Origin of the sequence: Paenibacillus sp. FSL R5-0923, from assembly GCF_038009145.1 — a bacterium.
Lineage (GTDB): Bacteria > Bacillota > Bacilli > Paenibacillales > Paenibacillaceae > Paenibacillus_AQ.
Genome location: NZ_JBBPAT010000001.1, coordinates 1,792,526 through 1,817,975 on the forward strand (window position 1 = coordinate 1,792,526; position 25,450 = coordinate 1,817,975).

At 45.4% G+C, this 25,450-nt stretch carries 18 protein-coding genes; 10 read left to right on the forward strand and 8 right to left on the reverse strand.

The features are described 5' to 3' along the window. Window positions 1-26: 26 nt before the first annotated feature. From MKX35_RS08040 to MKX35_RS08050, 3 genes are read left to right on the forward strand one after another with little or no spacing between them, the layout of a single operon-like run. On the forward strand, window positions 27-1,481 hold the full coding sequence (locus MKX35_RS08040; protein ID WP_076285277.1) for a glycosyltransferase family 2 protein: 1,455 nt from the start codon (window positions 27-29) through the stop codon (window positions 1,479-1,481). Beyond that, the gene (locus MKX35_RS08045; RefSeq protein WP_076300368.1) at window positions 1,478-2,680 is read left to right on the forward strand and encodes a hypothetical protein; all 1,203 of its coding nucleotides are present in this window, start codon (window positions 1,478-1,480) and stop codon (window positions 2,678-2,680) included. The genes MKX35_RS08040 and MKX35_RS08045 overlap by 4 nt, the downstream gene beginning before the upstream one ends. Then, window positions 2,677-3,408 carry a glycosyltransferase gene (locus MKX35_RS08050; RefSeq protein ID WP_076300367.1) on the forward strand — a complete coding sequence of 244 codons (732 nt, stop codon included), beginning with the start codon at window positions 2,677-2,679 and terminating at the stop codon, window positions 3,406-3,408. Before MKX35_RS08045 ends, MKX35_RS08050 begins: the two co-directional genes overlap by 4 nt. A gap of 26 nt (window positions 3,409-3,434) precedes the next feature. On the opposite strand, the gene MKX35_RS08055 is transcribed toward MKX35_RS08050, so the two are convergent. From MKX35_RS08055 to MKX35_RS08070, 4 genes are all read right to left on the reverse strand, one after another. Beyond that, window positions 3,435-5,384, reverse strand: coding sequence for a glycosyltransferase (locus tag MKX35_RS08055; RefSeq protein WP_076300366.1), 1,950 nt, complete (start codon window positions 5,382-5,384; stop codon window positions 3,435-3,437). Between the two features lie 14 nt (window positions 5,385-5,398). Beyond that, window positions 5,399-6,820, reverse strand: a complete 1,422-nt coding sequence (locus MKX35_RS08060) for a tetratricopeptide repeat-containing glycosyltransferase family 2 protein (RefSeq protein WP_076300365.1) — start codon at window positions 6,818-6,820, stop codon at window positions 5,399-5,401. After that, entirely contained in the window at window positions 6,817-8,859 is a 2,043-nt protein-coding gene (locus MKX35_RS08065) for a glycosyltransferase family 2 protein (RefSeq protein WP_179086730.1), read from the reverse strand. Before MKX35_RS08065 ends, MKX35_RS08060 begins: the two co-directional genes overlap by 4 nt. Window positions 8,860-9,012: 153 nt before the next feature. Beyond that, a complete protein-coding gene (locus MKX35_RS08070; protein ID WP_256716372.1) occupies window positions 9,013-10,551 on the reverse strand; it encodes a DUF6385 domain-containing protein in 1,539 nt (512 codons plus the stop codon). A gap of 481 nt (window positions 10,552-11,032) precedes the next feature. On the opposite strand from MKX35_RS08070, the gene MKX35_RS08075 reads away from it, so the two are divergent. The 4 genes from MKX35_RS08075 to MKX35_RS08090 all read left to right on the forward strand — a co-directional run bounded on the left by MKX35_RS08075 (window position 11,033) and on the right by MKX35_RS08090 (window position 16,225). Further along, on the forward strand, window positions 11,033-11,569 hold the full coding sequence (locus MKX35_RS08075; RefSeq protein WP_076300363.1) for a hypothetical protein: 537 nt from the start codon (window positions 11,033-11,035) through the stop codon (window positions 11,567-11,569). An 18-nt stretch (window positions 11,570-11,587) separates the two neighbouring features. Continuing rightward, on the forward strand, window positions 11,588-12,169 hold the full coding sequence (locus tag MKX35_RS08080; protein ID WP_076300362.1) for a hypothetical protein: 582 nt from the start codon (window positions 11,588-11,590) through the stop codon (window positions 12,167-12,169). A gap of 151 nt (window positions 12,170-12,320) precedes the next feature. Then, window positions 12,321-12,986, forward strand: a complete 666-nt coding sequence (locus MKX35_RS08085) for an alpha/beta hydrolase (protein ID WP_042191649.1) — start codon at window positions 12,321-12,323, stop codon at window positions 12,984-12,986. Window positions 12,987-13,249: 263 nt separating this feature from the next. Next, window positions 13,250-16,225 carry a carbohydrate binding domain-containing protein gene (locus tag MKX35_RS08090; protein ID WP_076300361.1) on the forward strand — a complete coding sequence of 992 codons (2,976 nt, stop codon included), beginning with the start codon at window positions 13,250-13,252 and terminating at the stop codon, window positions 16,223-16,225. A 125-nt stretch (window positions 16,226-16,350) separates the two neighbouring features. Here the strand turns inward: MKX35_RS08090 and MKX35_RS08095 are convergent, their stop codons facing one another. Next, window positions 16,351-17,382, reverse strand: a complete 1,032-nt coding sequence (locus tag MKX35_RS08095) for a LacI family DNA-binding transcriptional regulator (RefSeq protein ID WP_076300360.1) — start codon at window positions 17,380-17,382, stop codon at window positions 16,351-16,353. A gap of 121 nt (window positions 17,383-17,503) precedes the next feature. On the opposite strand from MKX35_RS08095, the gene MKX35_RS08100 reads away from it, so the two are divergent. Continuing rightward, window positions 17,504-19,204 carry an alpha amylase N-terminal ig-like domain-containing protein gene (locus MKX35_RS08100; RefSeq protein WP_076300359.1) on the forward strand — a complete coding sequence of 567 codons (1,701 nt, stop codon included), beginning with the start codon at window positions 17,504-17,506 and terminating at the stop codon, window positions 19,202-19,204. A gap of 170 nt (window positions 19,205-19,374) precedes the next feature. On the opposite strand, the gene MKX35_RS08105 is transcribed toward MKX35_RS08100, so the two are convergent. Next, a complete protein-coding gene (locus MKX35_RS08105; RefSeq protein ID WP_081383020.1) occupies window positions 19,375-20,448 on the reverse strand; it encodes a M23 family metallopeptidase in 1,074 nt (357 codons plus the stop codon). Window positions 20,449-20,742: 294 nt separating this feature from the next. On the opposite strand from MKX35_RS08105, the gene lipA reads away from it, so the two are divergent. Both lipA and MKX35_RS08115 read left to right on the forward strand, forming a co-directional pair. After that, a complete protein-coding gene (gene lipA / locus MKX35_RS08110; protein WP_076300358.1) occupies window positions 20,743-21,648 on the forward strand; it encodes a lipoyl synthase in 906 nt (301 codons plus the stop codon). Window positions 21,649-22,021: 373 nt separating this feature from the next. Then, window positions 22,022-22,648 (forward strand): YutD family protein, encoded by a 627-nt coding sequence (locus MKX35_RS08115; RefSeq protein WP_081383019.1) that lies wholly within the window; start codon window positions 22,022-22,024, stop codon window positions 22,646-22,648. 126 nt (window positions 22,649-22,774) lie between these two features. On the opposite strand, the gene MKX35_RS08120 is transcribed toward MKX35_RS08115, so the two are convergent. Together MKX35_RS08120 and MKX35_RS08125 are read right to left on the reverse strand one after the other, a co-directional pair. Next, window positions 22,775-24,214 carry a S41 family peptidase gene (locus MKX35_RS08120; protein ID WP_076285267.1) on the reverse strand — a complete coding sequence of 480 codons (1,440 nt, stop codon included), beginning with the start codon at window positions 24,212-24,214 and terminating at the stop codon, window positions 22,775-22,777. A 20-nt stretch (window positions 24,215-24,234) separates the two neighbouring features. Beyond that, on the reverse strand, window positions 24,235-25,419 hold the full coding sequence (locus tag MKX35_RS08125; RefSeq protein WP_076285266.1) for a stalk domain-containing protein: 1,185 nt from the start codon (window positions 25,417-25,419) through the stop codon (window positions 24,235-24,237). Window positions 25,420-25,450: the final 31 nt, after the last annotated feature.

The window sequence follows — 25,450 nt, forward strand, 5'->3', positions numbered from 1 at the left end:
TTTAAATAAATGGAGCGTGAGTCCAAATGTCACATGAATCGCTGAATATGGAACGCTTGGCAGGGAGATATGGTTTCCTTGAACGTGCCGGACTTTTACCCTTGCCAAGTGAAGATGGGATTTCTATTGTAGTTGAGCTTAGCCGTATGGAATGTGCCAGGGTCTGTTTACCCCTGTTGCTGCGCTACTCAGGAGTGGCTGTGCGCATTATTGCTGTTTCAATGACGCCCGATTTCCCCATGGAGGTATTAGCAAGACAGTTCTCGCCAGAGGAACCAGTGCTCTTCCTACCCTATGAGAAGGAGGAGTATATGCCCAACCTAGCTCTGGCCCATATCGAGACCACCTTTGCTGTTCTGCTTGAAGATTCGATTATGGTATCGCCTGGCTGGTTAAGCGAGTTAATGTGGGCTTCCTTTGATGATGCTTCCGTTAGAGTCATTGCTCCGCGTTCTTCTACCGAGAGGGGGGAAGGGAAGAAACGGCTTCACTTTGGTACTCATCATGAATTAGCTGAGCATGTAAGCTACAGTCTTGGGCGGTATCAAGGCGAATGGCGCGAGGTGGAAGTGCTAACCGGATCTTGTCTTCTATTCACTAAGGAATTGATTCAGCGAATTGGCGGCTTTGACACCTCGCTTCAAGCGCGGCATCTCATGATAGCTGACTGGTGTCTCCGAGCGCGGCAGATTGGAGCGAAACTGGCACTGAGTGAAGCTGTGTATGTTCATGCTATTCAGTCACTGGATAGATACCTGAGAACGAAGGACGAATCCAAACAGACGAATGGCTGGCAGACATACTACAAGAAATGGGCACTTGAAAGCGGGATAGAGAACGAAGGACTTTTAGTACCGCCTACTGAATCCTTAAAATTTCCACAGCCGGTTATACCATTGGGCAGGATACCCTTAGCTTCTCCGTTGGTAACGGCCATAGTGTATTGTGATGAAGCTTGGGATTGTGATGAGCTGAAGGAGCAATGGATAGCTGCACGGGAGCAGCAGAGCTACAAGTATATTCGCTGGATTTGGATCAGAGATACTTTGCTGGACGCTGCTCCTGAGTTTCCAGTTAGCGAACATGATGTAGTGATAACGGTTCATGGTGAGGATGGATGGTTACGGGCGTTAAAGAACGCATCTGCATTATATGAGAGTGAGATCATTCTGTATTTGTCCACTTCTATCCAATATGAGAAACGTTATATTGAGCGGGTGGTGAAGGCCATAACCCAAGGCTCCGCTGATCTGATCGTAAGTTTATCGACTGAAATGGAGGAAGCGGGGGTTCATCTGCTTGCAGGGGGAGATTCAGCGCTCACTCTACCTCTTGAACGTGTTGCTTACAAAGGAGGGATCGTGCCTGGGATGATTAGCAATAGGAAGTTTACTTCCCGTCAATTGCTGCTTCACCCTAATGCCTCTCTGGTAATAGGCTATATTGGGGATTTGTCCGATTCCAAGGAGGCACACCCATGAAATATTTAATTCTAAGCGGAGGTTCTTGGGAGGACTATGAATATAAAAGATTGTTAGAACTTCTTCCCGACCGGGAAGGGGTCTGCTTTGCTGGACGAATGACCAATGAGCAGCAGACTAACAATCAGATTAGGGCAGTTGCGGCTGCAGATATTTATTCTTTGAACATGAAGCAATACACGATTCTTGTCTCTTCTCCTTATTGGCTCTCAGAGGTTCTCTCCTTGCAGGCAGCTTATGTAGTGGCTCTACTAGAACGTTGTCCGGAAGAAGAAAAGAAGTGTTTATGGGATAAATACAGCGGTTTGCTTGGCGCAAAAGCTGACCTTGTAGCCACCCGATCTGAACGGATATATCTAGAGCAGAGCTTACGCAGGGAAGGTGTGCTCTATCTCGGCGGGGATCAGCAGGAATCCTATGGAGCTACCTTTCAGGGAGATCGGCTGTATTTTCTTACGGATTATGAGGTGCTGTGGAGGAAGGCCATAGTGAACTTGTGGCAGGATTCAACGATATCACCTGCTGATTGGGTTACTATACAGCTTGAGTTGCGGGCGGACTATTACATTTCCATGTGTGCTAAGCTGCCCAGTCAACCTGTTGTACATTACTTGGCAGCTTCCTATCTGTACTTGTTGGGGGATTCCGTAGCAAACCGCTATCTGGCGCAATCCTTTGAGCTCATGGTGCTGTATGAATATTTAGATTGCCTTCATTCACATTTTCGCTTTTTTTCGGCTATAGAGGGTAAGACTGGGGATTTGGAAACAGCTGTTCAACAATATACGATTACGGCATTTACAGCTGAGGAGAAGCGGGATGCGGAAAGGCTGCGGGGCTGGCTTCACTCCGGGCAGTACGAACTTGTCCGGGCAGAGCTGTTTCGCTTGAATGAGGATGAAGCTGCGGCAGTACGGATTCTGAGTTCGCTCACTACCTCAGAGGCGAAGATGTTATTGATTCAGAATTATATTCGGACCTTCCAATGGGAGAAAGCGCTAGAGCTTCAGCAAGATTTGGAGGGAAGTGTAGATGGGGTTATAGAAGGCACAATACACTTGCTACATGGCAGACGACATGAGGCTATACGCAGCTTCTTGAATGCGGCAGGGCAAGACAATCAGGCGTGGCCGCTTTTATCAGAGATGGCAGATCTAGAAGAGGCGGTAAAACGATTGAAAAGGAGAGTGGAGGGATGAGTAGTCATAGATGGCCTCTCCGCAAAACAGCAGGTAACCGCTTGACCGCTATGATGCAGGTTCGAAACGAAGCTGGAAGGTATCTGGAGCAGGTACTTGAAGAACTGAGTGAGTTTGTGGATGATATTGTAGTTGTTGATGATGGAAGTACAGATCACACGGCACAGTTATGTCGTTCTTTTGCCAAGGTTACGAAGCTTGTGACACTAGAGACCTCCTTGTTTAATCGGGAGTGGGAGCTAAGGCAGACGTTATGGGATTTGGCGGTATCTACGAATCCGGATTGGCTCCTGTCTGTAGACGCTGATGAGTTCTATGAAGAGGCAGCTAAACGGGAGATGAGACGGCTGATTGATCAGGATGTGTATGACTGGGTATCTTTCCGGCTATTTGATTTCTGGGGGGGCACCACCCATTATCGTGAAGATGAACATTGGAATATCCATACGAAGCATACTCGTACACTTGTCCGATATTTGCCGAATTTTCATTATTTCTTCCCGAAAATGGATCATCATGTTCCTAGGCTGCCGCTTTCTTACTCTGTATTGCCGGGTTTTCTTGCCGAACTGCGGGTGAAGCATTATGGATGGGCGGTTCCGCCGGAAGAGCTTCGACTTAAATATTCGCGTTATATGGAGCTTGATCCAGAGGGGCGCTGGGGGAGTCTGGAGCAGTACCAGTCCATTCTAGATGAGCGGCCCCATTTGATCGAATGGAAAGAATAGTTCTCAAATCCGAATCTGCCAGTCGGTTAGGTCTGACTGGCAGATCTAACGAGCAGCCCCCATGGGATTTGACCTGTGGAAATCCCATGGGGATAAGCTTTTGCCGCGAGTATGAGCTTGTAGTATGAGAGACCGACTGCAGCGGTAGTTCCCCCGATTCTGCCCAAAGCCATTTCATCTGATTGAGCGATCTTTGGAGTTTCCCCACAGGAGCAAGCTATTGCCACATATAATAGCCATTCGGCGCAGTCCGACGAGGCATTATAATGAGGGGTTTGACTGAGATAGATGGAACACCACTGTTTCTTTACGGGGGTAGGAGCCTCAAGCAATCCATAGTATAAGGGCTGCGGCAGCTTGCACCACTGGAATAAAGAGCCCTCTGATTGTCGATAAAGCGATAATACACTATCCCAAGCACCGACCTGAAGCAGTAATTGCATAGCGTAGCTCAGATCAGGAAGAACAGGCTTAATGTCAGAACGGCTTGTTATGATATGATGAATTGTTAGCATCCCCGGTCTGTATGGCGATATGGAGATAAGCCACTTCATGGCTGATTCAGTATCTCCAGCACGGCAAGACAAAGCCCAGAGATAACCGAGTATAGATGAACGTTCGGAAAGAACAGATGGATTATGAAGCAGCTGCTCAAGCGGTGCGAGAGTGTGTGCCCCCTCTTGCTGCTGAGTACAAGCAAGGAAAGCCTGCACAATGGTTTGAACGGCTAGCGGTAGCTGCGAAGCAAAAGAGAGAGTGACCAGCCATTCAAAGTCACGAGCATTGAGCGCCGCAGGCACAAGATAGCCTAAGGTAATTGGTGAAAGAGCGTGGATATGGCAGCGGGTCAATGCGATCAGACTTAACCTCTCTCCGGATAGCAGGCTTAGTGGGACAAGCTGTTTCCACGTATCCGTATAATCTGGTTTGAATTGTATAGCAGCCTCGTAGTGTTTCCGCGCGTTTGGATATAGAAATAACTTCTCGCATACTCTGCCCGCTAGTAGTTCTGTTCGATACGTTCCACTTCCCGAAGAAGATGGATATGGATGTGCTGTATCTCCGCTCTTCAGTGCTTGCTGCAAGAAGTGTCTAGCTTGTCTAAGCTGTCCTTGTTCGAGCAACAAAGCAGCATAGCCCTCTAATAAATCAGTGAAATCAGGAAACAATAAGCTCCCCGCATGAAAGACTTCCTCAGATTCCTGCTGCCTGTTACATCGTTGTAAGGCATAGGCAGTCTTTAGATAAATATCGGAGGCATACCCGGATTGGGTTGGAACATCAGCGAGTAATGGAAGAAGTACATCTGCCGCTGCATGATATTGTTCCTGTTGATAATGCTCTACCCCTAGTGCATAACGAAGGATTAGATGGTTCGGTTGAAGCTGCAGACCACTATTGATGAGAGCTAAATTGCGCTGGTATTTATTTTTGTGCTGTAGTTCATCCTCTAAATAACCGTAGTGATAAATACGCAATTCAGCGTAAGCAATTTCCCCCGCAGGAAGCTCCCAAATGCTGCTAGCCGTCTCCTCATGAATGATTCCACGAAAGATGATTCTTTCATCGTTTCTGAACAAGCGGCAGACATGATCGGTAACAAAATCCGCTTTAGGGGCGTCACCGATATAGTGGATAATGGGTAGCCAATATCCGTGAATATGCGATGCGTCCAGCAGGTGCTGGAGCTGCTCCCTCCTCCAATGATCTACAGCCTCATCGGCATCAAGTACTAGAATCCAAGAGGAAGTTGCATGCTTCAGACTTAGGTTTCGTGCTTTCGAGAAATCATTCTCCCAAGTCATATCGATGATCTTTGCACCGAACTTAGTTGCTATGTCTATGCTATTATCCTCAGACCCGGTATCCACAATGATGATTTCTGATACGATTCCTTGCACAGAGGACAGACATTTCTCCAGGTGTTTCGCCTCATTCTTAACGATCATACAAAGTGTGATATCGGGTGTGGTCATAGGAAACGTCCCTCCTATTCTGAAACTTTGGGAAGCGGAAGAGCTAGGCGTACTCTTTTGACCGCTGGTGAATAGGTAGCAGAAGAGGATAGTGAAGCAAGCAGACGATCCGCTAACACAATCTGTGAACGCCCCTGCTCAGATGCTTGATTAAATGCCACTTCTATAGAAATGGGCTGCTCTGTGGCATTTATCAGCTGTGCGGCTGCTTCATTACATCCCTCAGTCTGTAATAATTCTAGGAGAATCCTGTTCTTAGTCACTGTGTAGTCTGGCAGATGAGCGTGGAACCAACCGTAAATCTCACTCTCACGACCTGCACATTTCAGGGCTCGTAGTAGCCGGGCAATGACGGGAGTAGGTTCGGGATGAAGCTGTGCGGTTTTGGTGTAACAAGCAATGGCTTCGGTCTCATCACCCATCTCTTCACATAATTGACCCAGCATATAATAGGTTAAAAATGAACCGAATCCAGCCTCAGTATGGTAGTCGGGAGGAGCAGCTCCGATGATCAGCGCTTGTAGCAACGCTACTTTGGCTTCTGCAAAGGCACCTAATTGTAAGAGTAGAGCCCCTTTGATATGAGCTAAGTCTGGGTAATCCGGATGTGAGCTAATCCCACGGTCACAAGCTGCAAGCGCCCCAGGGTAATCTTTTAATTCTGCAAGCGAGCGAATTTCATATTTATGCAGCAGGTGGATGTAGCTTGTATCAGGCGGTGCCTCTTCTAGTGATTGTTGGATATGTTTTAGAGCAGGTTGATACTCCCCCAAACGCATATACTCAACAGCCATATTAAAATGGTGGAAAGGATCTTTAGGATTTAACCTTAGCTGCTCTTTCAGCAGCTCGACATTTCGTTTGATTTTATCTTTCTTGACCACTACCCCTTCTGCGTAACCATAATGATGGATGACTACAGTGGTCAAATGCATCGGTGCCTGGGGTGTAGCTGTTATGATAGCCTCAGCGATCTGTTCGTGAATAATACCGCTAAACCGGTACTTAGGGCGATTACGAAACATCCGAATAATCGGATTGACGGTGATCGTCTGTGAAGCGGGGGTTAGCCCTTTATGATTATGAATGCGTAGGAAAAATGCCTCGTACTCCATATGCTCGGCACATAGCAGTAATTCTCCCTTGCTCTCCTCACTTAATTCCTCATCTCCATCTAGAACAAGAATCCATTGTCCATGGGCCTGCTGGAGACCTGCGTTGCGGGCAGCAGCAAAGTCGCCGCTCCAAGGGTGTTGTATGATTTTGGCTCCGAAACTTAGGGCAATTTGAACTGAAGCGTCGGTCGATCCAGTATCCACTATAATGATCTCATCGACGACTCCGCGTACGCTTTTTAAACATTGGCTCAAGCTATCTCCTTCGTTCTTAACGATCATGCATAAGGAAATTAGTGGCTTTCTTCTTGAACGGTTCATAGGGATGACCTCTTTTCGTTCTGACGGAAGCTCCACTGAGTGTGCCAAGGTGTACGATTCAGCAAGGTAATGGATTTACGGATAGCTCCGATATCCTCCTGCAATGGGCCATGAGCGTGGGCATCCTTTAAACTTTGTAGAGCGTCTTCCATACTCAGCTTCGCTTGCTGAAGATAACAGAGGGATAAGCCGATCCTTGCGGATTCATGCTCTGGCTCTTGATCCAGCGCTTGCTGAAACCATTCACTGGCTTCGGAATAATGCCCTTTGTCAAAGATCATCTCACCAATATAAAAAAGCACGCTTGCATCGGCGATCTTATCACGAACAAGTACAATAAATTCCTCTCCTGCGGCCTGCCAATTCCCTTCTTTATATAATGCTGTGGCAAATTCAGATCGATAAGCAGGGAACAGGTCCACTAAAGTATGACTAAGTGTGAGCTGATGCAGCTTTACGGATTGCCCGATGAGGTCGGAAAGGAATGAGGAATATATGTGATCTACCTCTATTTCTACCGGACATGTCACTTGTTGGCGTTGGGATCGCTCAATGTATTCCAGTCCAGAACGAAGTTCACCTGATATATGGTTGAGCAAGTCCTTTTTAAATTCTCCATATCGTTCCCATTGGCAAATGGCCCAAAGAGTATACCACTGCTTTTGATGCTCTAAACCAAGGTGATCTTGGGAAGCTAGTGAGGTCATCTGCCCTATAGCTGTACCCGCGTCTTCTAGCTTGCCGGTGATGATGAGTGATGAGATGATTCTATAAGCAGTATCCAATTCCAATGGAAAAATATCTCGGGATAAGGTAGCTATGGTCTCATAAGCATTTATCTCATATAAACTTTCAATGATCGCGGATCTACTGATTGAGGTAGTTGGGGGAACGAGTTGGATCAGTAAAGTGACGATTTCCTCATCGGGTACAGCTAAGCGTTGAAAAGCAGCAGCAATCCCCTGCAAGGCGGGCGTATATAAAGAATGGTGTTGAAGTGCACGATGAAAAAATCTCGCAGCATCCTCAAGAAGACCAAGCCGCTGTGAGATTAAACCCATCCGGTATAGGGGGCGAAAGGTAGTCATTCCTTGTTCACATACATATTTTCCGCTAAGCACCTCATGCTCAGGAATGGACTCCGCATGTTGATAAGCTAATAGCGCACGTTCCAAAAGGCCTTGGCTCTCCAAAGATTGCCCTAACAAAAAATGCAAATCAGGATAGTCGCCATAACGCTCCAGTTCAATCATCAGCAAGGGGTCAATCGCATTCATTTTTCCTTGAGCATGATAAATTTTACAGAGATCCCTAATCATCGTAGGACGATAGGAAGCTTCGAGTACTACATGGTGAAGGCCTTGACGAAGCAACGTCTCAGCTTCCAGAAGACGACCGTCCTGACAGAAGTTTACTGCCAAATTATAGGAGTGGAAAGGATCATCCGGATATTCGGTTAAAGCGAGGAGCAGCAGGTGTCTATTTCGATTGATTTTATCTTTTCGTGTCATGATTTCAGGTAAATATCCAAAGTGTATAATCTCAAGTTGACTGTGCTCAATCGCCGAGAAGTTATGTTTGCTAAGGATTGAAGTGTCAATTCCCTCATGAATTCTTCCACTATATTGATAACCCTGTCCATTTCGGAATAAGCGGACTGCACTGTGTTTTACCTTATCTTCAGGTCGTACACCAACCCAATTATCAATGTTTACTGTAAAAGCCTGAGCTTGTGTGTTCTGCAGAAGGCTCCGGAGTTCTGTAAGTGGGGTCTGCAAGCACTCATCGGCATCAAGAATAAGAATCCAATTTGTTGAGGCATGAACGAGCCCTTCATTACGAGCTGCCGCGAAATCGTCTGTCCATTTCCGTTGGAAGACTCTAGCCCCGTGCGCTTCGGCAATAGCTATGGATTCGTCGGTAGAGCCCGTATCGATCATCACAATTTCGTCAGCACCAGCTACGCTTGCGAGACAGTGAGGCAGGAGATCAGCTTCATCTTTTACGATGAGGTGGACGCCAAGCGTAATATTATTCACGGTTGTTCCTCCTTGAAAAGCATTATGTGTTTGTTGCACATATGTATAGCTGCTGACACAAGCATAAACGCCTTCGGCGTCCTTATAGTTAAAGAAAAAGCACATGGATATCCATGTACTCTTTCTTGTTACAACATATGATGGTCATCTGGATTACGTGCCCTGAGCATTGAAACTTACATTGATCGTGGATGCAGAGCCTGAATTGGCTGATTGATAGGATAGGCGGGTATATTTCAGGAATCTGGCTGGCACTATGACATCGATAGAGCCTGCTGCTAAAGGATTATCCCCCGTGGTATCGACGAAATAGTTCGTTCCATCAGCACTGATTTCCACACGTGTGTTGACCGGATTTGCCCCAGTATTGTTAATGAAGAAGGAATACGTTCCCAGTACGCTCGTAGTAACGGCTGGTAGAGGTGTATAGGTATTAGCAGTCGCAATACCTGTAGTGGTCTGTTCTATAAAGCTGCGTTGTGAAATAGAAGTGACACTACTTAGAGTACCAGCTGTGATCGTAGCTCCGAGCACACTAGTGATGGTGCCGTTAAGAATGTTGGTGATTGTACCTGCTGAAGATAGAGTACCAGCTGTGATGGTAGCTCCGAGTACGCTGGTAATGGTGCCGTTTAAGATGTTGGTGACTGTACCTGCAGAAGACAAAGTACCGGCAGTAATCGTAGCTCCAAGTACGCTGGTGATAGTCCCGTTAAGGATGTTGGTGACTGTACCTGCTGAGGACAAAGTACCGGCAGTAATCGTAGCTCCGAGTACGCTGGTGATTGTCCCGTTAAGGATGTTGGTGACTGTACCTGCGGAAGATAGAGTACCAGCTGTGATGGTAGCTCCGAGTACGCTGGTAATGGTACCGTTTAAGATGTTGGTGACTGTACCTGCGGAAGATAGAGTACCAGCTGTGATGGTAGCTCCGAGCACGTTAGTGATGGTGCCCTCAAGGATGTTAGTAATAGTACCTGCGGAGGACAAAGTACCAGCTGTGATGGTAGCGCCGAGCACGCTAGTAATGGTGCCGTTAAGGATGTTTGTAACTGTTCCGGCGGATGATAACGTACCTGCTGTTATGGTTGCCCCAAGCACACTAGTGATTGTACCGGCGGTAATGGTAGCGCCGAGCACGCTGGTAATGGTGCCCTCAAGGATGTTAGTAATAGTACCTGCGGAGGACAAAGTACCCGCAGTAATCGTAGCACCAAGTACGCTGGAAATGGTGCCGTCAAGGATATTAGTAATAGTACCTGCGGAGGACAAAGTACCGGCAGTAATCGTAGCACCAAGCACGCTAGTAATGGTGCCGTTAAGGATGTTTGTAACTGTACCTGCGGAGGACAAAGTACCCGCAGTAATCGTAGCGCCGAGCACGCTAGTAATGGTGCCGTTAAGGATGTTTGTAACTGTTCCTGCGGAGGACAAAGTACCGGCAGTAATTGTAGCGCCGAGCACGCTAGTAATGGTGCCGTTAAGGATGTTTGTAACTGTTCCTGCGGAGGACAAGGTACCCGCGGTGATCGTAGCGCCGAGCACGCTGGAAATTGTACCATCAAGAATAATCGTTGTTAGATTTCCGCTTGGATCTGTAGTGAGCGGATGATCAATCAGCGAGGCATCTCGGCCGAATATAAGCGTTCTTAGATTATCAGGATTCGCTTGAAAAGAGCTATAGTTAGGCAAAGTTCCTCGTCCTTTCCTTATAAATGATTGAGTTATACCAAAAGACTGGGCTTGGACGTATACACATTCTTGCTTGCCAATACCCTTTGAATGTAGCGTGGAGGCGGAGACTAACAGGGTGATCTCCCTGATTCTTAATGTGTAAGAGATCATCGTTTTAGCTCTGCTTTTTTTGTTTTATTTTGCTGCGCTTTTTAAGCTCCAGGCCGTTATGGATTTCATTCACTTCCTACGGGCTTTCTGGAACTCAATCCATGAAAAGGCCCAAACCGTCGTTTGAGCCCTGAGCCTAAAAATAAACCGCAGTCCAATAAGCCGCAAACCGATAGGGACAATCCTTAGCCATTCGAATGGTGTGATATTAATATATGGTGGGAAATAGGGGGTGATTGGGCAGAAAAAGCAATATACGCACATTCCCACAACCTGTTACTGAGTGTGGCATAAAATAGAATAAGCTTAAGAACGGGGAGGATAACTCATGCCGAACGACTCAGTATTCAATCAGAGTAGCCAGCCACTTTTTACAGAACAAGTCAATACGTATGTTGCACCTGGTATAGATTCAGCTCCTGAGGGGGGAGCAGCTAAGGCGGGGTTATTGTTTGGAATCCCATTCACTTCTACGGTAACGACGGCTGCCCCGTTAGTTATTCAGATTAGTAATCCGGGAGGAAGCGGACGTACCTTATATGTATCCCGTGTTACTGCCAGTTCAGCGACGGCGGCGGTTACTTTATCACTACTTCGGAACGCTACGGTCACCGGAACCACCGTTACACCGATTAATTATAATTTTGGCAGTGCGTTAACCAGTGTTATGACGGCAAGAACCTCTACGACTGCGCCTACTGGAGGTCCGGCTTCTCTAGTATCTCTATTGCTGGCGGTCGGTCCGGTCATTGTTGATTTTACTGGACAAATTGTTGTTCCTCCCGGAAATTCCATCACTACCTCCGTAACGATTGCATCGGGGTCATCAGCGGCGACAACGTCTATCAGCTGGTGGGAATATTAGAAACAGGAGGGGATAAATATGCCTAATCAATTTGTATTTAACGACAACGATCAACCGCTTTATGTGGATATGGTGAACACCTTCCAAGCGCCAGATATTAGCGCGCCGCCTGAAATAAGCGCTTCGCAGGCTGCAGTCTTGTATTCAACTAACACATCCGCGTCTAGTTTGGTCGTACTTAGTCTAATCTCCGCAATCGCTTCTATTCGGATTAGTAATGCTTCAGGCAGTGGGAAAACTGTTTATATCTCACGTATAAGCGGCAGTATTGGCGGTTCTTCTCTACTATCCGCAATGTCGGGTAGCTTTACAATTGTAAAAGGAGGGACGGTAACTTCACCAGCAATCTTAACGCCAACGAATAATAATTTGGGCAGCTCGGCGACGAGTGCGATGACCGTTCAGTCTTCCACAGCAGCCATTAGCGGGGGAACGACGCTTTTCAATTATCAATTGGCACCGGGGGCTTTCACACAGAACTTTACGGGCAGCATCATTGTCCCGCCTGGGACTGCTATTTGTGCTAACGTAACCTCATCCAGCTCCGCCGTAGGTTTAACGATTACCTCAGCGTTGGGTCTTCTTTGGTGGGAACAATAGCGTTCTTGCTGCGAACCATTCACAGAGCTGAACCTTGACATCACTTGGGTTGAGGTTTTACATAAAAGGGTGGAATGTATAGAAAATAAAGGGGATTGGCATTATACAATAAAGTTGCATGTCAGATTGGAATGTGAAAAGAGGGACAATTATGGAAAGTTGTTTATTTATTCATGGCTTTACCGGAGGTGAGCATGAGATCTCTCCCTTGTCCCAGTTTATGGAGCAGCATAATTACCGTTCCAGAACGTTTACCCTGAAAGGGCATGGGGGGAGCAGGAATGATTTATTGCATTCGGATCGACATGATTGGCAACAGAGTGCTGAAGATGAATTGACAGAGCTGTTAAAGACGGATGAAGGTGTTCATCTGATCGGCTTTTCTACCGGTGCCCTTATTGCTTCACATCTTTCTGTACGGTATAAACCCTGGATCAAATCCCTTACTTTATTGTCCACTCCCGTATTTCCGCTGAATCCCGTGGAGATTCTTAAGACTCTTGGGAGCTTTTCCATGCTAAAAACGTATATTAATAAATTCACTTCAACGCCCCCAAGGGCGACGAGAGAGTTTCAACGATTGGTCCGGGAGAGTTTTTCAATCTATCCGCATATTGAGACTCCAACCTTGATCGTGCAGGGTAAGCGAGATCATCTGGTGAAGACTCGAAGCGCTGACTTTCTGCAGCATACGATTCCTACAGCCCAAAAACAGGTGATAATGGTGGATAACAGTGGTCATATGGTTTGTCATTGTGAAGATAAGGACCGGATTATGAATGAAGTACTGCATTTTATTCAGAGTGTTGGAAGCTAAGCATATAAGGTGAATAATGAACCCCAAAGAGCCCCCAATAAGGAGGCTCTTTTTCTTGGGAATTTTAAATTTTATAGCTTGACAACGCATTCACAATCATGGTAATTTTTAGTTGGGAAACCGGTTTCCCTAAAATTATTTGTTTTTTGTGTTAAAGACGTTAAAAACATTAGAGACATCACTGGGCGGGCTTGGTTTTCAATCAAGGAAGTAGGCTTTAGAGTGTTATGAATACGCTTTAATAAGAGAGGGAGATGCACGCAATGAAACGTAGGTTATGGTATGTACCCGTTCTAATTACATCTATTCTTCTTTCTACCGTGATTAATTTGTTTGTCTTAACACCGCAAAAAGCTGAAGCGGCAAGCATCGGCACGATTAATGAGAACGACACTATTTATCAGATTATGGTTGACCGATTTAATGATGGAGATACTTCCAACAATGCTACTGGTGCGGCAATTCGCTATGGAGAAAACTCTGAGGAAGATTTCCGTTATATGAAAGGCGGAGACTGGCAGGGGATTATCGATAAGCTATCATATATTAAAAATATGGGCTATACCGCGATTTGGATTTCCCCAGTGGCTGAGCCACAAATGACTAACCGGGAAAACAACGGTACCGGTAAAAATACAGCCTATCACGGATACAACGTTAAGAACCCTAACGCTGCCAATCCATACTTCGGAACGAAGGAGAAGCTGAAAGAGCTTGTGGATTCCGCACATGCGCTTGGCATCAAAGTAGTGATTGACGTTGTGCCAAACCACGTCGGTGATTATATGCTAGGTTCCCAAGCCTATTATGACATCCCATCATTGCAGCCAGTGGCTCCGTTCAATAATCCAGCATGGTACCACCATAATGGAGATATTAACTGGTCTCTAGCAGATGGAAGATATGATCAGTGGGCGCAGGATTACTTAGAGAATCATGATTTGGGCGGGTTAGATGACATTGATTTCGATGTTCCTGCGGCTAAGCAGGCGATCTTCGATTCCATCAAAGGCTGGTTTGATTATACAGGCGCTGACGGTGCGCGTGTGGATGCTGCCAAGCTGATGAAGCCAACAGATATTGGTGAACTACAAAATTATCTGGGCGTTAATACATTTGGCGAGAATTTCGACGGAAATGCTGAATTTGTCTCACGTTGGGTCGGAAACAATAAGGAATGGGGCATGCTCGATTTCCCAATGTTCTTCTCCGTACTTAACAGCTTTGCTTATGGGCAGTCTTTTGAGTCCAATATCAAAAGCACCTTGGCACAGGATTCCTACTACAACGGGAATGCCAATCACATGGTTACCTTTATCGACAATCATGACCGCAACCGTTTTCTAACGGAAGCCGGGGGAAGCGTTGATAAGCTGCAGAATGCTTTAACCTTTATTTTTACAGTTCGTGGAACACCGGTTGTCTTCCAAGGAACAGAGCAGAACAAAGGCAATGGCAACAGTCAGATCATGACAGGCGGTATTGCGGATACTTGGAACCGTTGGTCTATGGTGAAACGGGATGCAAGCGGAAACGTGATTGAGAACTATTTTAATGAAAATGCCAGCACCTACAAGCACGTAGCCAAACTTAATGAAATTCGTAAAAATAACCCAGCACTACGTACAGGTACTCAACGTGAAATGTGGGCTGCACAGAACTTATATGCCTTCTCACGTCGTATCGACACTGGAACTAATCAAGGTCAAGAAGCTATCTCTGTATTTAGTAATCAATCTAATGGTTCGCAAACGGTAACTATCCCGCTACGTGCCGAGAGTAGTTTGACCGCAGGAACAGTTTTGTATAATCAGCTGAATACTGCAGATACAGTGACTGTACAATCAGGCGGAGTAACTGGAAAGCAAATTACTGTAACTGTAGGTGCGAATTCAGCCAAAATCTATGCGAAACAACAACAACCATCAGAAACAGTTCCTCCAACTACTCCGACTAATGTAACGGCAACTGTTCAGAATGCATCTAGCGCTTTGATCAGCTGGACGGCTTCTACCGACAACGTAGGCGTAACTGGATATGAAGTTTATCGTAATGGTGTCAAGGTAGGCACAACGGCGACTACATCCTATACGGACAATGGTTTATCCGCTAGCACTACCTATAACTACACGGTAAAAGCATTTGATGCCGCAGGCAATCTATCTCTTCTTAGTGCGATTGCGTCTATTACAACACCAGCAGGGAACAGTGTCACGATTTACTATAAGCAAGGTTATACCTCGCCTTATATTCATTATCGCCCAGTAGGAGGTACATGGACGACATCTCCGGGTGTGGCTATACCTGTATCTGATGTAGCCGGATACAACAAAATAACGATTAATATCGGTTCCGCCAGCCAGCTTGAAGCATGCTTTAACAACGGCAGTGGCACATGGGACAGTAACGGGGGAAGCAACTATCTATTCGGTACTGGAACCTGGACTTATACGCCAACAGGAAGTATTACATCGGGTGGACCAGTGACACCAACGCCAACACCAACAGTAACACCGACACCAACACCAACACCAACACCAACACCAACACCAACACCAACGGTAACACTGACACCAACGCCGACAGTAACCCCAACACCAACGCCAACGGTAACCCCAACACCAACGACTACACCGACTGGCAACACTGCAACGATCTATTATAAGAATACGGCTTACAGCAGCTCCTACATTCATTACAAGCTGGATGGGGCGACAGTCTGGACGACGGCTCCAGGTGAACAGCTTCAAGCTTCTTCTTTCCCAGGATATAAGTCGATCACAATTCAGCTGGGCACTGCATCCGGACTGACCGCAGCCTTTAATAATGGCAGTGGTACATGGGATAACAACGGCAGCAGTAATTACCATTTTGATGCTGGAACCTGGAGCCTGGTGAACGGAAGTATCAGTGCAGGGGAACCTCAAGCAGACAGTGTGACGTTTCGTGTAAATGTTCCAGCGTCTACTCCGGCGAGCGGACCTGTGTATCTTACCGGTACCTTCAACAGCTGGAATGCAGCGGATCCAGCCTATCAACTGACTAAAGGTAGTGATGGGGTGTATTCCATCACACTGAGCTTACCAGCAGGAACAGCGGTGCAATATAAAGTTACGCGGGGCGCTTGGACTAATGTAGAGGTAAACTCGAACGGATCGGACATTTCCAATCGAACGCTTACTCCAGCAGGCGGCGCACAAACAGTGAACCTGACCGTGCAGCGTTGGAAAGATCTATAAGTTACTATAAGAGTGGATCAAAATACCTTTCACATGACAAGGAGCGGCCCCCCGTGTGGGGCCGCTCCTTGGTAAGTAGTACGAAGCTTATTCATTGTAGAAGATACAATAGAAAAGTAGTCCAATTATGAAGTTGTTCCAGAGAATTTAGCTCTCATCGTGGATTCACGAGGAATTAGTTCTGGCTCTAATAGCGAATGCTTGTGGGGCGCATCATTGCCACGAATGCGCTCCATCAGCAGCTGCCCTGAAGATACACCCAGCTTAAACGTATCGATATTAAGCGAAGTTAAAGGAGGTGTTGTATAACGGGACAGCGGATATTCATCGAAAGCGGCGATGCCGAGTTCAGATGGAACATCAATTCCGAGTGCTTTTGCGGCTTGAAGCACCCCAAAGGCTACATAACTGTTCATACACACCACAGAGTCTGGCCGTTCTTCACGCTGCAAAAGCTCAAGTGCAGCATGATAGCTATCATGTTCATCAGCCTTGCAGTTAATGATCCATTGCTGAGGAACGGTAAGATCCGCCTGCTGTAATGCGCTTAAGTATCCACCTAGGCGATGTGTATAAATTTTTTCCTGCTGCTGCCCGCCTATGAAGGCTATCTTTGAATAACCTTGTTCGATGAGATGCTCGGTCAGCATGTTGCCGCCTGCTTCATTATCGAAATCAACCCAACTTCCGGGGGTCATAATCTCTCCAATGGAGATGTAAGGAAACTCCAGTTGATTCAGTTCTTCAGATAGCTCTTCAGTCAGCACGGAGTTGTTGGCAATAATACCGTCGACACGTTTGCTAAACACAAGCCTATTTAGAAAATGGCCTTCTGGACTGCTATGTTGCACATTGGAAATGGTCAGCTCGTATTTTAAAGGTGCAATTACGCTCTCGATTCCACCAATAATGTTGTAGAAGAATTGGTTCAGAAACTCACTTTCTTTAGACATATCAACCAGTAAGCCAATATTGCAGCTGCTTTGTCTAGCTAATCCAGTAGCAATACTGCTTGGCGTGTAGTTCATTTGCTTCATAATCTCTCGAACCTTTTGTTTCGTTTCCTGTGATATTTTTGGGGAATCATTTAGTACTTTAGATACAGTAGATTTAGCCACATTGGCTGCTTTAGCAATATCAGAAATCGTTACTTTCATCGTCGTCCCTCATAACTTGAAAACGGTATTTGTAACCATAATAACACAAATTTAGCAGTCTCTCTAATGATGTATGAACAGATAGATAGAACGATAAAAGTATAGAAGGAGTCCATAAGTTATGCCTCAATCATGGTTTGTATATCATACAAGTGAAGATCCATTTGCCTATCCTGTAGGTACAGGGACCCTGAAGCTCAGATTATTTACACAAGCTGGACAGCAATTATCCTGTACCGTAATCCACTCGGATCGTTATGATTCTCCGGGGCAAGAAGTTCCTTTGCAGATGGATCGGATTGGGTCGGCCGGTATTTATGAGATTCATGAAGCAATTATTCAGACCAGCACTAGAAGAAGCAGATATCTATTCCATATAGCGAATGCTGCGGGGCAGTATATCTGGTATGGAGAGAGGGGCGCGTCGGAGAATCGGGAGCGTGCAGGTTCTTTTCAATATGCATATCTTCACCATTCTGAGGCTTTGAAGTTACCGTTATGGAGCCAGGATGCGGTGACCTATCAAATTTATCCTAGCAGCTACAATGGTGGAACTCTAAAAGGCATTACGGACAAAATACCTTATCTACAGCAGCTTGGTGTGAACACTATTTACATGACGCCTGTATTTGAGTCTCCTTCCGAGCATAAATATAACACCTCCGATTATTATAAGATCGACCCTGCATTTGGCGATGTAGATGGATTGAAGACGCTAGTCCGTGAGGCACATCGCCATGGAATTAGGGTCATTTTGGATGCCGTGTTTAATCATTCGGGAGATCAATTCTTTGCTTTTAAAGATGTGATGGAAAAAGGTGAGCAGTCTCCATATAAAGATTGGTTCTTTATTCGTTCTTTTCCCGTAACACAGACGCCTGCCCCGAATTATGAGACATTCGCTAAAGCTGAAGCGCATATGCCTAAGCTGAATATGGATCATCCCGAGACGGCAGATTATATGATTGGAGTTGCCAAGTATTGGATTCGTGAAACAGAAATAGACGGCTGGCGTCTTGATGTAGCGAATGAGGTCAACCCGGCTTTTTGGTCCCGGTTTCGGCAAGAGCTAAAGTCTGAATTTCCTGAAATTTTACTCATTGGAGAGATAATGCATGCATCTGGGCCTTGGCTTAGAGGGGATCAATTCGATGGTGGCATGAATTATGTGCTTCGGGATGCCGTGCTGGAATTCTTTGCAGAGCAGTCAACAGGGCCAGATCGCTTTATGGAGCAAGTACTCCATCAGGAGGCGTTGTATAATGACCAGGCGAATTCGGCTATGTTTCAATTGATTGGCAGTCATGATACGTTGCGTTTTCTTACAGCGTGTAAGGAGGGGGGACGTGGCTGGGACCGCGAGAGTACGGCAATACAGCGCATGAGGTTGGCAGTTTTTTTTCAGATGACTTATATCGGTATTCCGATGATCTATTATGGGGATGAGGTTGGGATGGAAGGAGCTACGGACCCTCACTGTAGAAAAGCTATGGTATGGCAAGAGCAAGCTCAAAATACAGCGCTGCTGAAGTGGTATCAAGAGCTAATTTTCCTAAGAAAAAGCTGTGATATTCTACGAAAAGGTAAGTTTCGTCCTTGGTTCACGGATGAAGTCCGTAATGTCTTCGGTTATACACGGGGAATGGATCAAGAGAAGATAGGTTTAATTATCAATAATTCTCCGAACGCGTACGAGCTTGAGCTTAATGTATATCGTTCGGATAAGAATTTGCTTACCGATTTACTGTCAGGAGCTACTTTTAAAAATAATAACAAGCTTATAGTGAGCATTGAACCGTTTGGATGTTTAATGTTGTACTAAAATAGTATAAGGCCTCTCTTCAAAAGAAGGGGCCTTATTCATCAAGAAACGGGTGTCATCTCCAAAGGATGGCAAAGCCGTTTCTTTTTTTAAATATAAGAAAGTATAAGTTTCACGCTATACATTATCCTTATATTTCTCGCATAAACGCTGACCGTCCTTTAGGGACGCTAAAGGCGTTTTTCCTTGTTTGTAGCACTTTTTTTATTTTTGTTCTTTAAGTCTCTATACTCCTGATTCTCCCATTGTTTTAGCAACGGAAAAGGGTCAAAAGCCCATTCAGTAATCCCTCGGTCACGGTAGATGCCAAAATGTAGATGTGGCGGGAATTTCCCTTGTGTTCCTGGATTTCCGTAACCTGAGCTGCCAACCCAGCCAATGATTTCACCTGGTGAGACGATATCTCCACGAGAAATGGATTTGTTATACCCGGATAAATGGGCGTAATAATGGTAACGGTTCTCGATATCACGAATTCCAATTCTCCAGCCACCGTAGCGGTTCCAGCCTTTAGTTTCCACTAAGCCAAAGCAGGTGCTGCGTACCGGCATACCTTGCGGTGCAAAGAGGTCAGTCCCTTCGTGAATACGTGCCCCACCCCAGCTTCTGCCGGTTCCCCAAGTGCTACGATAAGAATAAGAATTACTTAAGGGAAGTGGAAAAGCATTACCTGACAGGTCAAGCCGACCAAAATGTTCATATAGCTTAGCGAACTGAGCTATGCGCTGAGAGGCACGACCATTGTGATAATACTCCCAAATGCCAATGCTGAAATCATTAGGTGAATCACCATATTTCTGCAAGTGTCTAGCCATACTATATAGAACATCAGCATCATTCTCTGGATCGGCGATTCCATCACCTGAGCCATCACGGCCGAAGCCGTTAAAGAAAGTGATGGATTCAGGAGAAGTATCCTCCTGATCCGGGTTGAGTGGACCGGACCATACGGGTGCTGGAATCATGATTCCAGTAAGACGGTTGGTGACGGGTTTGTCTGAGGAACCTTTTTTGGCGATGGTGCGTTCATATTGATCAATTGCTGCGAATCTAAACCAAGGGATTCCAGTGGCTGCACTCAGTTGATCATAAATCCCCCTACGGGCAGACCATATGGATTCTTTGCTAGCATTAACAGAATTGCCGCTGCTTTCCACCGGTTGGACTGTAGCCTGTACTGCAGCTGCTGGAACGGGAAGGCCTAAACCACCCCAAAGGATAGCGGCCGCGGACAGACATAACATAGTTCTCCGGTTATTAGTATTCTTAAATAGGACCAGCAAGATAACAGCCTCCTTTTGTCCGGGCGTAGAATTGAATGTAGGCACTTCGGATAAAGCTTTTATTATAGATTGAAGCAAAAGGCTACTTTTTATCCGTTCTTGTCTAAAGGTACCAGTAAATTCTTCGCCGGAATCGAAGTTGAGATGCCCTGCATATTTCACAAAAACAGGCAATTGTAAAGCGCACATGGTATAATATGAGGCAGCATCTTTCATCTGCAGCATCACATTCAGGAGGAAGCGGGGTTTATTATTTTGACGAATAAAACAGCAAAGCAGCCTAAGCCGGATTGGATTAGAATCAAGCTAACTACCGGTGATAACTATCAGGAAATCAAGAGCATGATGCGTTCTAAAACTTTACATACCGTATGTGAAGAAGCTAGGTGTCCGAATATTTATGAATGCTGGGCAAATCGAACGGCTACCTTTATGATTCTTGGTGATATATGTACTCGCGCATGCCGTTTCTGCGCTGTGAATACAGGGATGCCGACAGAGCTGGACCTGCAGGAGCCTGAACGTGTAGCAGAAGCTGCAGAGGGAATGAACCTTCGCCATTGCGTGGTGACCAGTGTGGCCCGTGATGATCTTGCGGATGGTGGCGCTCAGATTTTTGCTGAGACGGTAGCGGCAATTCGTAAACGCCTTCCGTTATGTAGTGTTGAAGTATTGATTCCAGATTTCCTGGGAGAACGGAATAGTCTAGAGATTGTTATGAACAGTAATCCAGACATTCTTAACCATAATATTGAGACGGTGGAACGGATGTCAGACCGTGTACGGGCTAAAGCGAAGTATCGCCGTTCGATGGAACTGCTGCGCAGAGCTAAGGAAATGAAGCCGGATATTCCTACCAAATCAAGCATTATGCTTGGAGTCGGTGAAGAGTGGGATGAGATTTTACAAGCAATGGATGATTTACGAGCCGTAAATTGTGATATATTGACTTTAGGACAATACTTGCAGCCTTCTCCAAAGCATTTAAATGTGGAGAAATATTATCCACCAGAGGAATTTGCGCTGCTTAAGGAAGAGGGATTGAAGCGTGGCTTTAGCCATGTGGAATCAGCTCCGCTTGTTCGCAGCTCTTATCGTGCGCATGAGCAGGTGAAATCTGCCGCTCAAGCTCGTGAGGAGCGCGCGGTTTCTTCTAGTTAATTTTTTTGAAATAGTGACAAAGTCACAAAAAGGTTTTATTAAGGAGAGGGTTGAAGGAGCGATAGCGTTCTGAAACACTCAGCCCATAGGTTACACATAAAAAAACGTTGATTTGAGTCATTGGAGAGAAATGTTGGAGCTGTAGGAGCGTAGCGTTCGCCTGAAAGCTTTCCGAAGGAAAGCTAGCATCGTAAGCATACACTGTTGATTAATTTCAACCGCTGATGCGGTTCAAATAGAAGAAATTAATCAACAACAGCGACCGAAAGCCCAATATTTCTCGGAAATGACGGCATAATCAACGAAAATACTTTCCTTCGAAAGGCAGGCGACAAAAGGTTTGATCGTTATAGGCGGAAAAGGCTACGAACTAATGTTAGATCATAAGGATGGTTGGAATCCGGAGGCGTTTCGCGGAAGATATAGCGAAGTGCTGGAAAGATACGACTACATTATTGGTGACTGGGGTTACAGTCAGCTGCGTTTGAAAGGTTTTTATCGGGACAACCACCCAAAGGTGAATCGGGATACAGCGATTTCTGGCATGGTCGATTATATTAATGAATATTGCAATTTTGGCTGCGCATATTTTGTGTTGCATAAGTTAAAAGAGGTACCACAAGAGGGTTTGTTCAAGGATATTCTGATCAAAGAAATACCAGAGCCGAGTGAGGAAGAAGATTCGGAGCTAGAAGCTGAGGATAATGATGGAGCGGCTATAGATAAGGAGCTCTCCTCTAAAGAAACATCATCTAAGCAAGGTTCGAATTCATCTGCTGCATTTAAAGAGATGACTTCTGCTAAGGATAGACCTTTGAGAGAACATCAAAGTCGAAATCACCGGGGTAAAGATTCGCAAGGGAAGAAATCCAAAAAGGAATTTCAAAGCAGACCACCACAAGGTCAATCCCAAAAACCCCAAAACACACAAAAGCCTCAAAATAATCAAAACACACAAAACACACAAAACACACAAAACATAGAAAATCCACAATCTTAACGATGAAAGCTGACCATAAGTAGAGTCCTTCTACGAATGAGACAGCTTTTTTCTTTTGAATAGATATGTACAAATAATAAAGGCAGCAAACCCCATCTCTGGAGAATTGCTGCCTTTTCTTATGGATTATTTTATAGATAATTTCAATTGCTTTTGTGTAGCATTGTAACTCCATACGAGTGCCGGAAACTTCTTCTTAAAGGCATTTAATTCAATGTAGGTCTCACCATTCTGAGATAGCGCCTCTTTGGAGGAAAGCGTAAAGCCGGTAGATGTGCCTGTTCCGCTCTTTACGATGACCTTCTTGTTCTTGGCATCCCAGGTGATCTCGCCCTCGACAAGCGCAGCCAGCACCAGCGATGAAGCATAAGTTTTATCGCCCTGCTTAACAAGACCAACATTACCAGCAAAAGGAACCCCGTTGATATTTAAGATATGATGATCTCCGGTGACTTCTAAAGTCTTCATTCCAGCAATCTGTAGGGCAGTAATCAACTGTGCAGTTTTCCCTTTTACCTCAATATCCGGTGCGAGACCGATGTGATTAAAGTCTTCTTTTTTAGGTGTTAGATATTTCTGCGTGGTCAATTTCAGCATGTCGCCATTAGACACTGGAAGTAGGCTTTGAATACGCGCTTTGCCGTAAGAACGAGTGCCTACAACAGTAGCCAGCTTGTTGTCGCGCAGGGCGCCCGTAAGAGCTTCTGACGCACTTGCAGTGTATTCGTTGGTTAGAATTACGACGGGCACACCGATTTTGCTGCCACTAGTAATCGTTACAGGAGTTAACGCGCCACTTTGATCAGAGGTATACATCATGATGCCTTTATCCATAAAACTAGAGGCAATGTTGTATGCCGAATCCATGTAGCCACCCAAGTTATCACGTAAATCAAGCACCATGGATTTCATTCCCGCTGTACGCATCTTCTTCAGCATAGCGGCGAATTCTTCATCAGAATTCTGTGTGAAACCACTTAGCGAAATATAGGCAATCTTCGGACCAATGAGGGTTCCAAAAACGGAAGTCGAGTTCAATTCATTTCGGGTGACAACATAAGATTTTGTGACACCATTTCTGAGGATCAGCAGGGTGACCTTAGTGCCCGCGGCTCCACTTAGTTCCGAATCATCCGTTTCGTCAACAGGTATTCCGTTGATTTTGAGAATCGTATCGCCGCGTTTCAAGCCTGCCTTTTCAGAAGGAGAACCTGGAGAGATTTCTTCGATGTAGAGCTCTGTTGGCGTATATTGAAGTTTAACACCGATGCCAACGTATTCGAGATCAACCGCATGTTCAAATTGCGCCGCTTCCTCGGAATTGAAGTATTGGCTGTATGGATCATCCAGTGTGTTCACCATGCCGTCAATTGCTCCGCGAATCAAAATATCTTTATCTACATCTGAAAGATTATAGTTCTCCAATAGCTTCATTACTTCATTAATAAGATCACTGTTGTCTGTGGAAGCTTTAGCGGCATCTGCAGCGGAAGCCAGTGGAGCAAATGTAATAGATAAAGCTAGACAGCTGGTTAACAGTGCACTTATTATTTTTTTTGATTTCATGGAATCAAACACCCTTTTTATTAGGATTTCACAAGTTTATTGTAGATGCTATATGTGTCATCGATTGTCCATACACCAGTATCCGACTTGGATAGAATATAGATAAGGCCTTGCTCATAAGTCTCCTCTTCACTAGCTTCCTTGTCTTTGCTTTCTACATATATAGCAGCTTCTTTGGCACTGTAATAATAAATATTTGAAATGCCTGGAGTATAGGTAATATCATACGAAGCAAAGAAATCATCCAAATCTGCCTTGAGAGAGGAATCATATTCTTCTCCATATGAAGTCATCGTGGAAAGAACTGCTGTAGGATTCTGTTCGTTCATTGCTTGATAATACTTGCTAATAGTACCTTTGAGGGCATCCGCATCGTTTTGAGGGATGTTGGCTGCTGGTTTTATACCTTGTTCATGAGTAAGGAGAACGGTCGAGCTTTGGGATTCCACGGATGAAATCTTCCAGCTTCCGTTCTTGCGGACCAGGGTATATACGTATTCATTCTCTGTATCTGGAGTATAAGTCCCACCTATTCTGCGTGAACTTTCAAGCGTATACACAGTGGCTTCGTCAGCTGTAATGTCGAGGATTTCCAAGCTATCAATAGTATTCTTTATGTCAAAAGCTTTAAAAGATTCATTGAGTTCGGCCACTGATTCCGTGTAAGAGTACTCCGGATCCATAAGGGAGTAGAAGCTAGTCGCTTTTTCTTCATTGAAATATTGATTAGACAAACGGATTAATGCTGTAATGGCTGCTTCGTCCTTACCTTTGGAGACAGGAGTAGTAATTTGTACACTTCTACTGGTAGAATTCCAGACAGCTGTGCCCCCGGTTGCCTCTGCGATAAAACGCAAAGGGATGTATGTAGTGCCGGCTGAGGAAACTGGTGCAGTGGTTAGTTTTTTTACGGTTCCGTTAACAGTAGCGCGGTTACTGCCAATTTTGAGGGTAATCGCAAGATTTGAACTTTTTCCTGTTACCGTTCCAGTTTTGGCATCCCAGAGAACTTGAAGTCCAAGCTTCTCAAAGACAACCCGGAAAGGTACAAGTACAGAATTGTTCGCTAAGTATGGGGATCCAGCGGTGAAGGAAACCTTACTTCCGTTAATATAAACATCAATTGGTTTCGATGCTGCAAAAGCCGGGACCGCAAGTATGAGGGCCAGTAGACTTATGCTTAAGAGGGATAAAAATCTTTTCAACAGTACTCTCTCCTTTTATGTAACTCTTTGT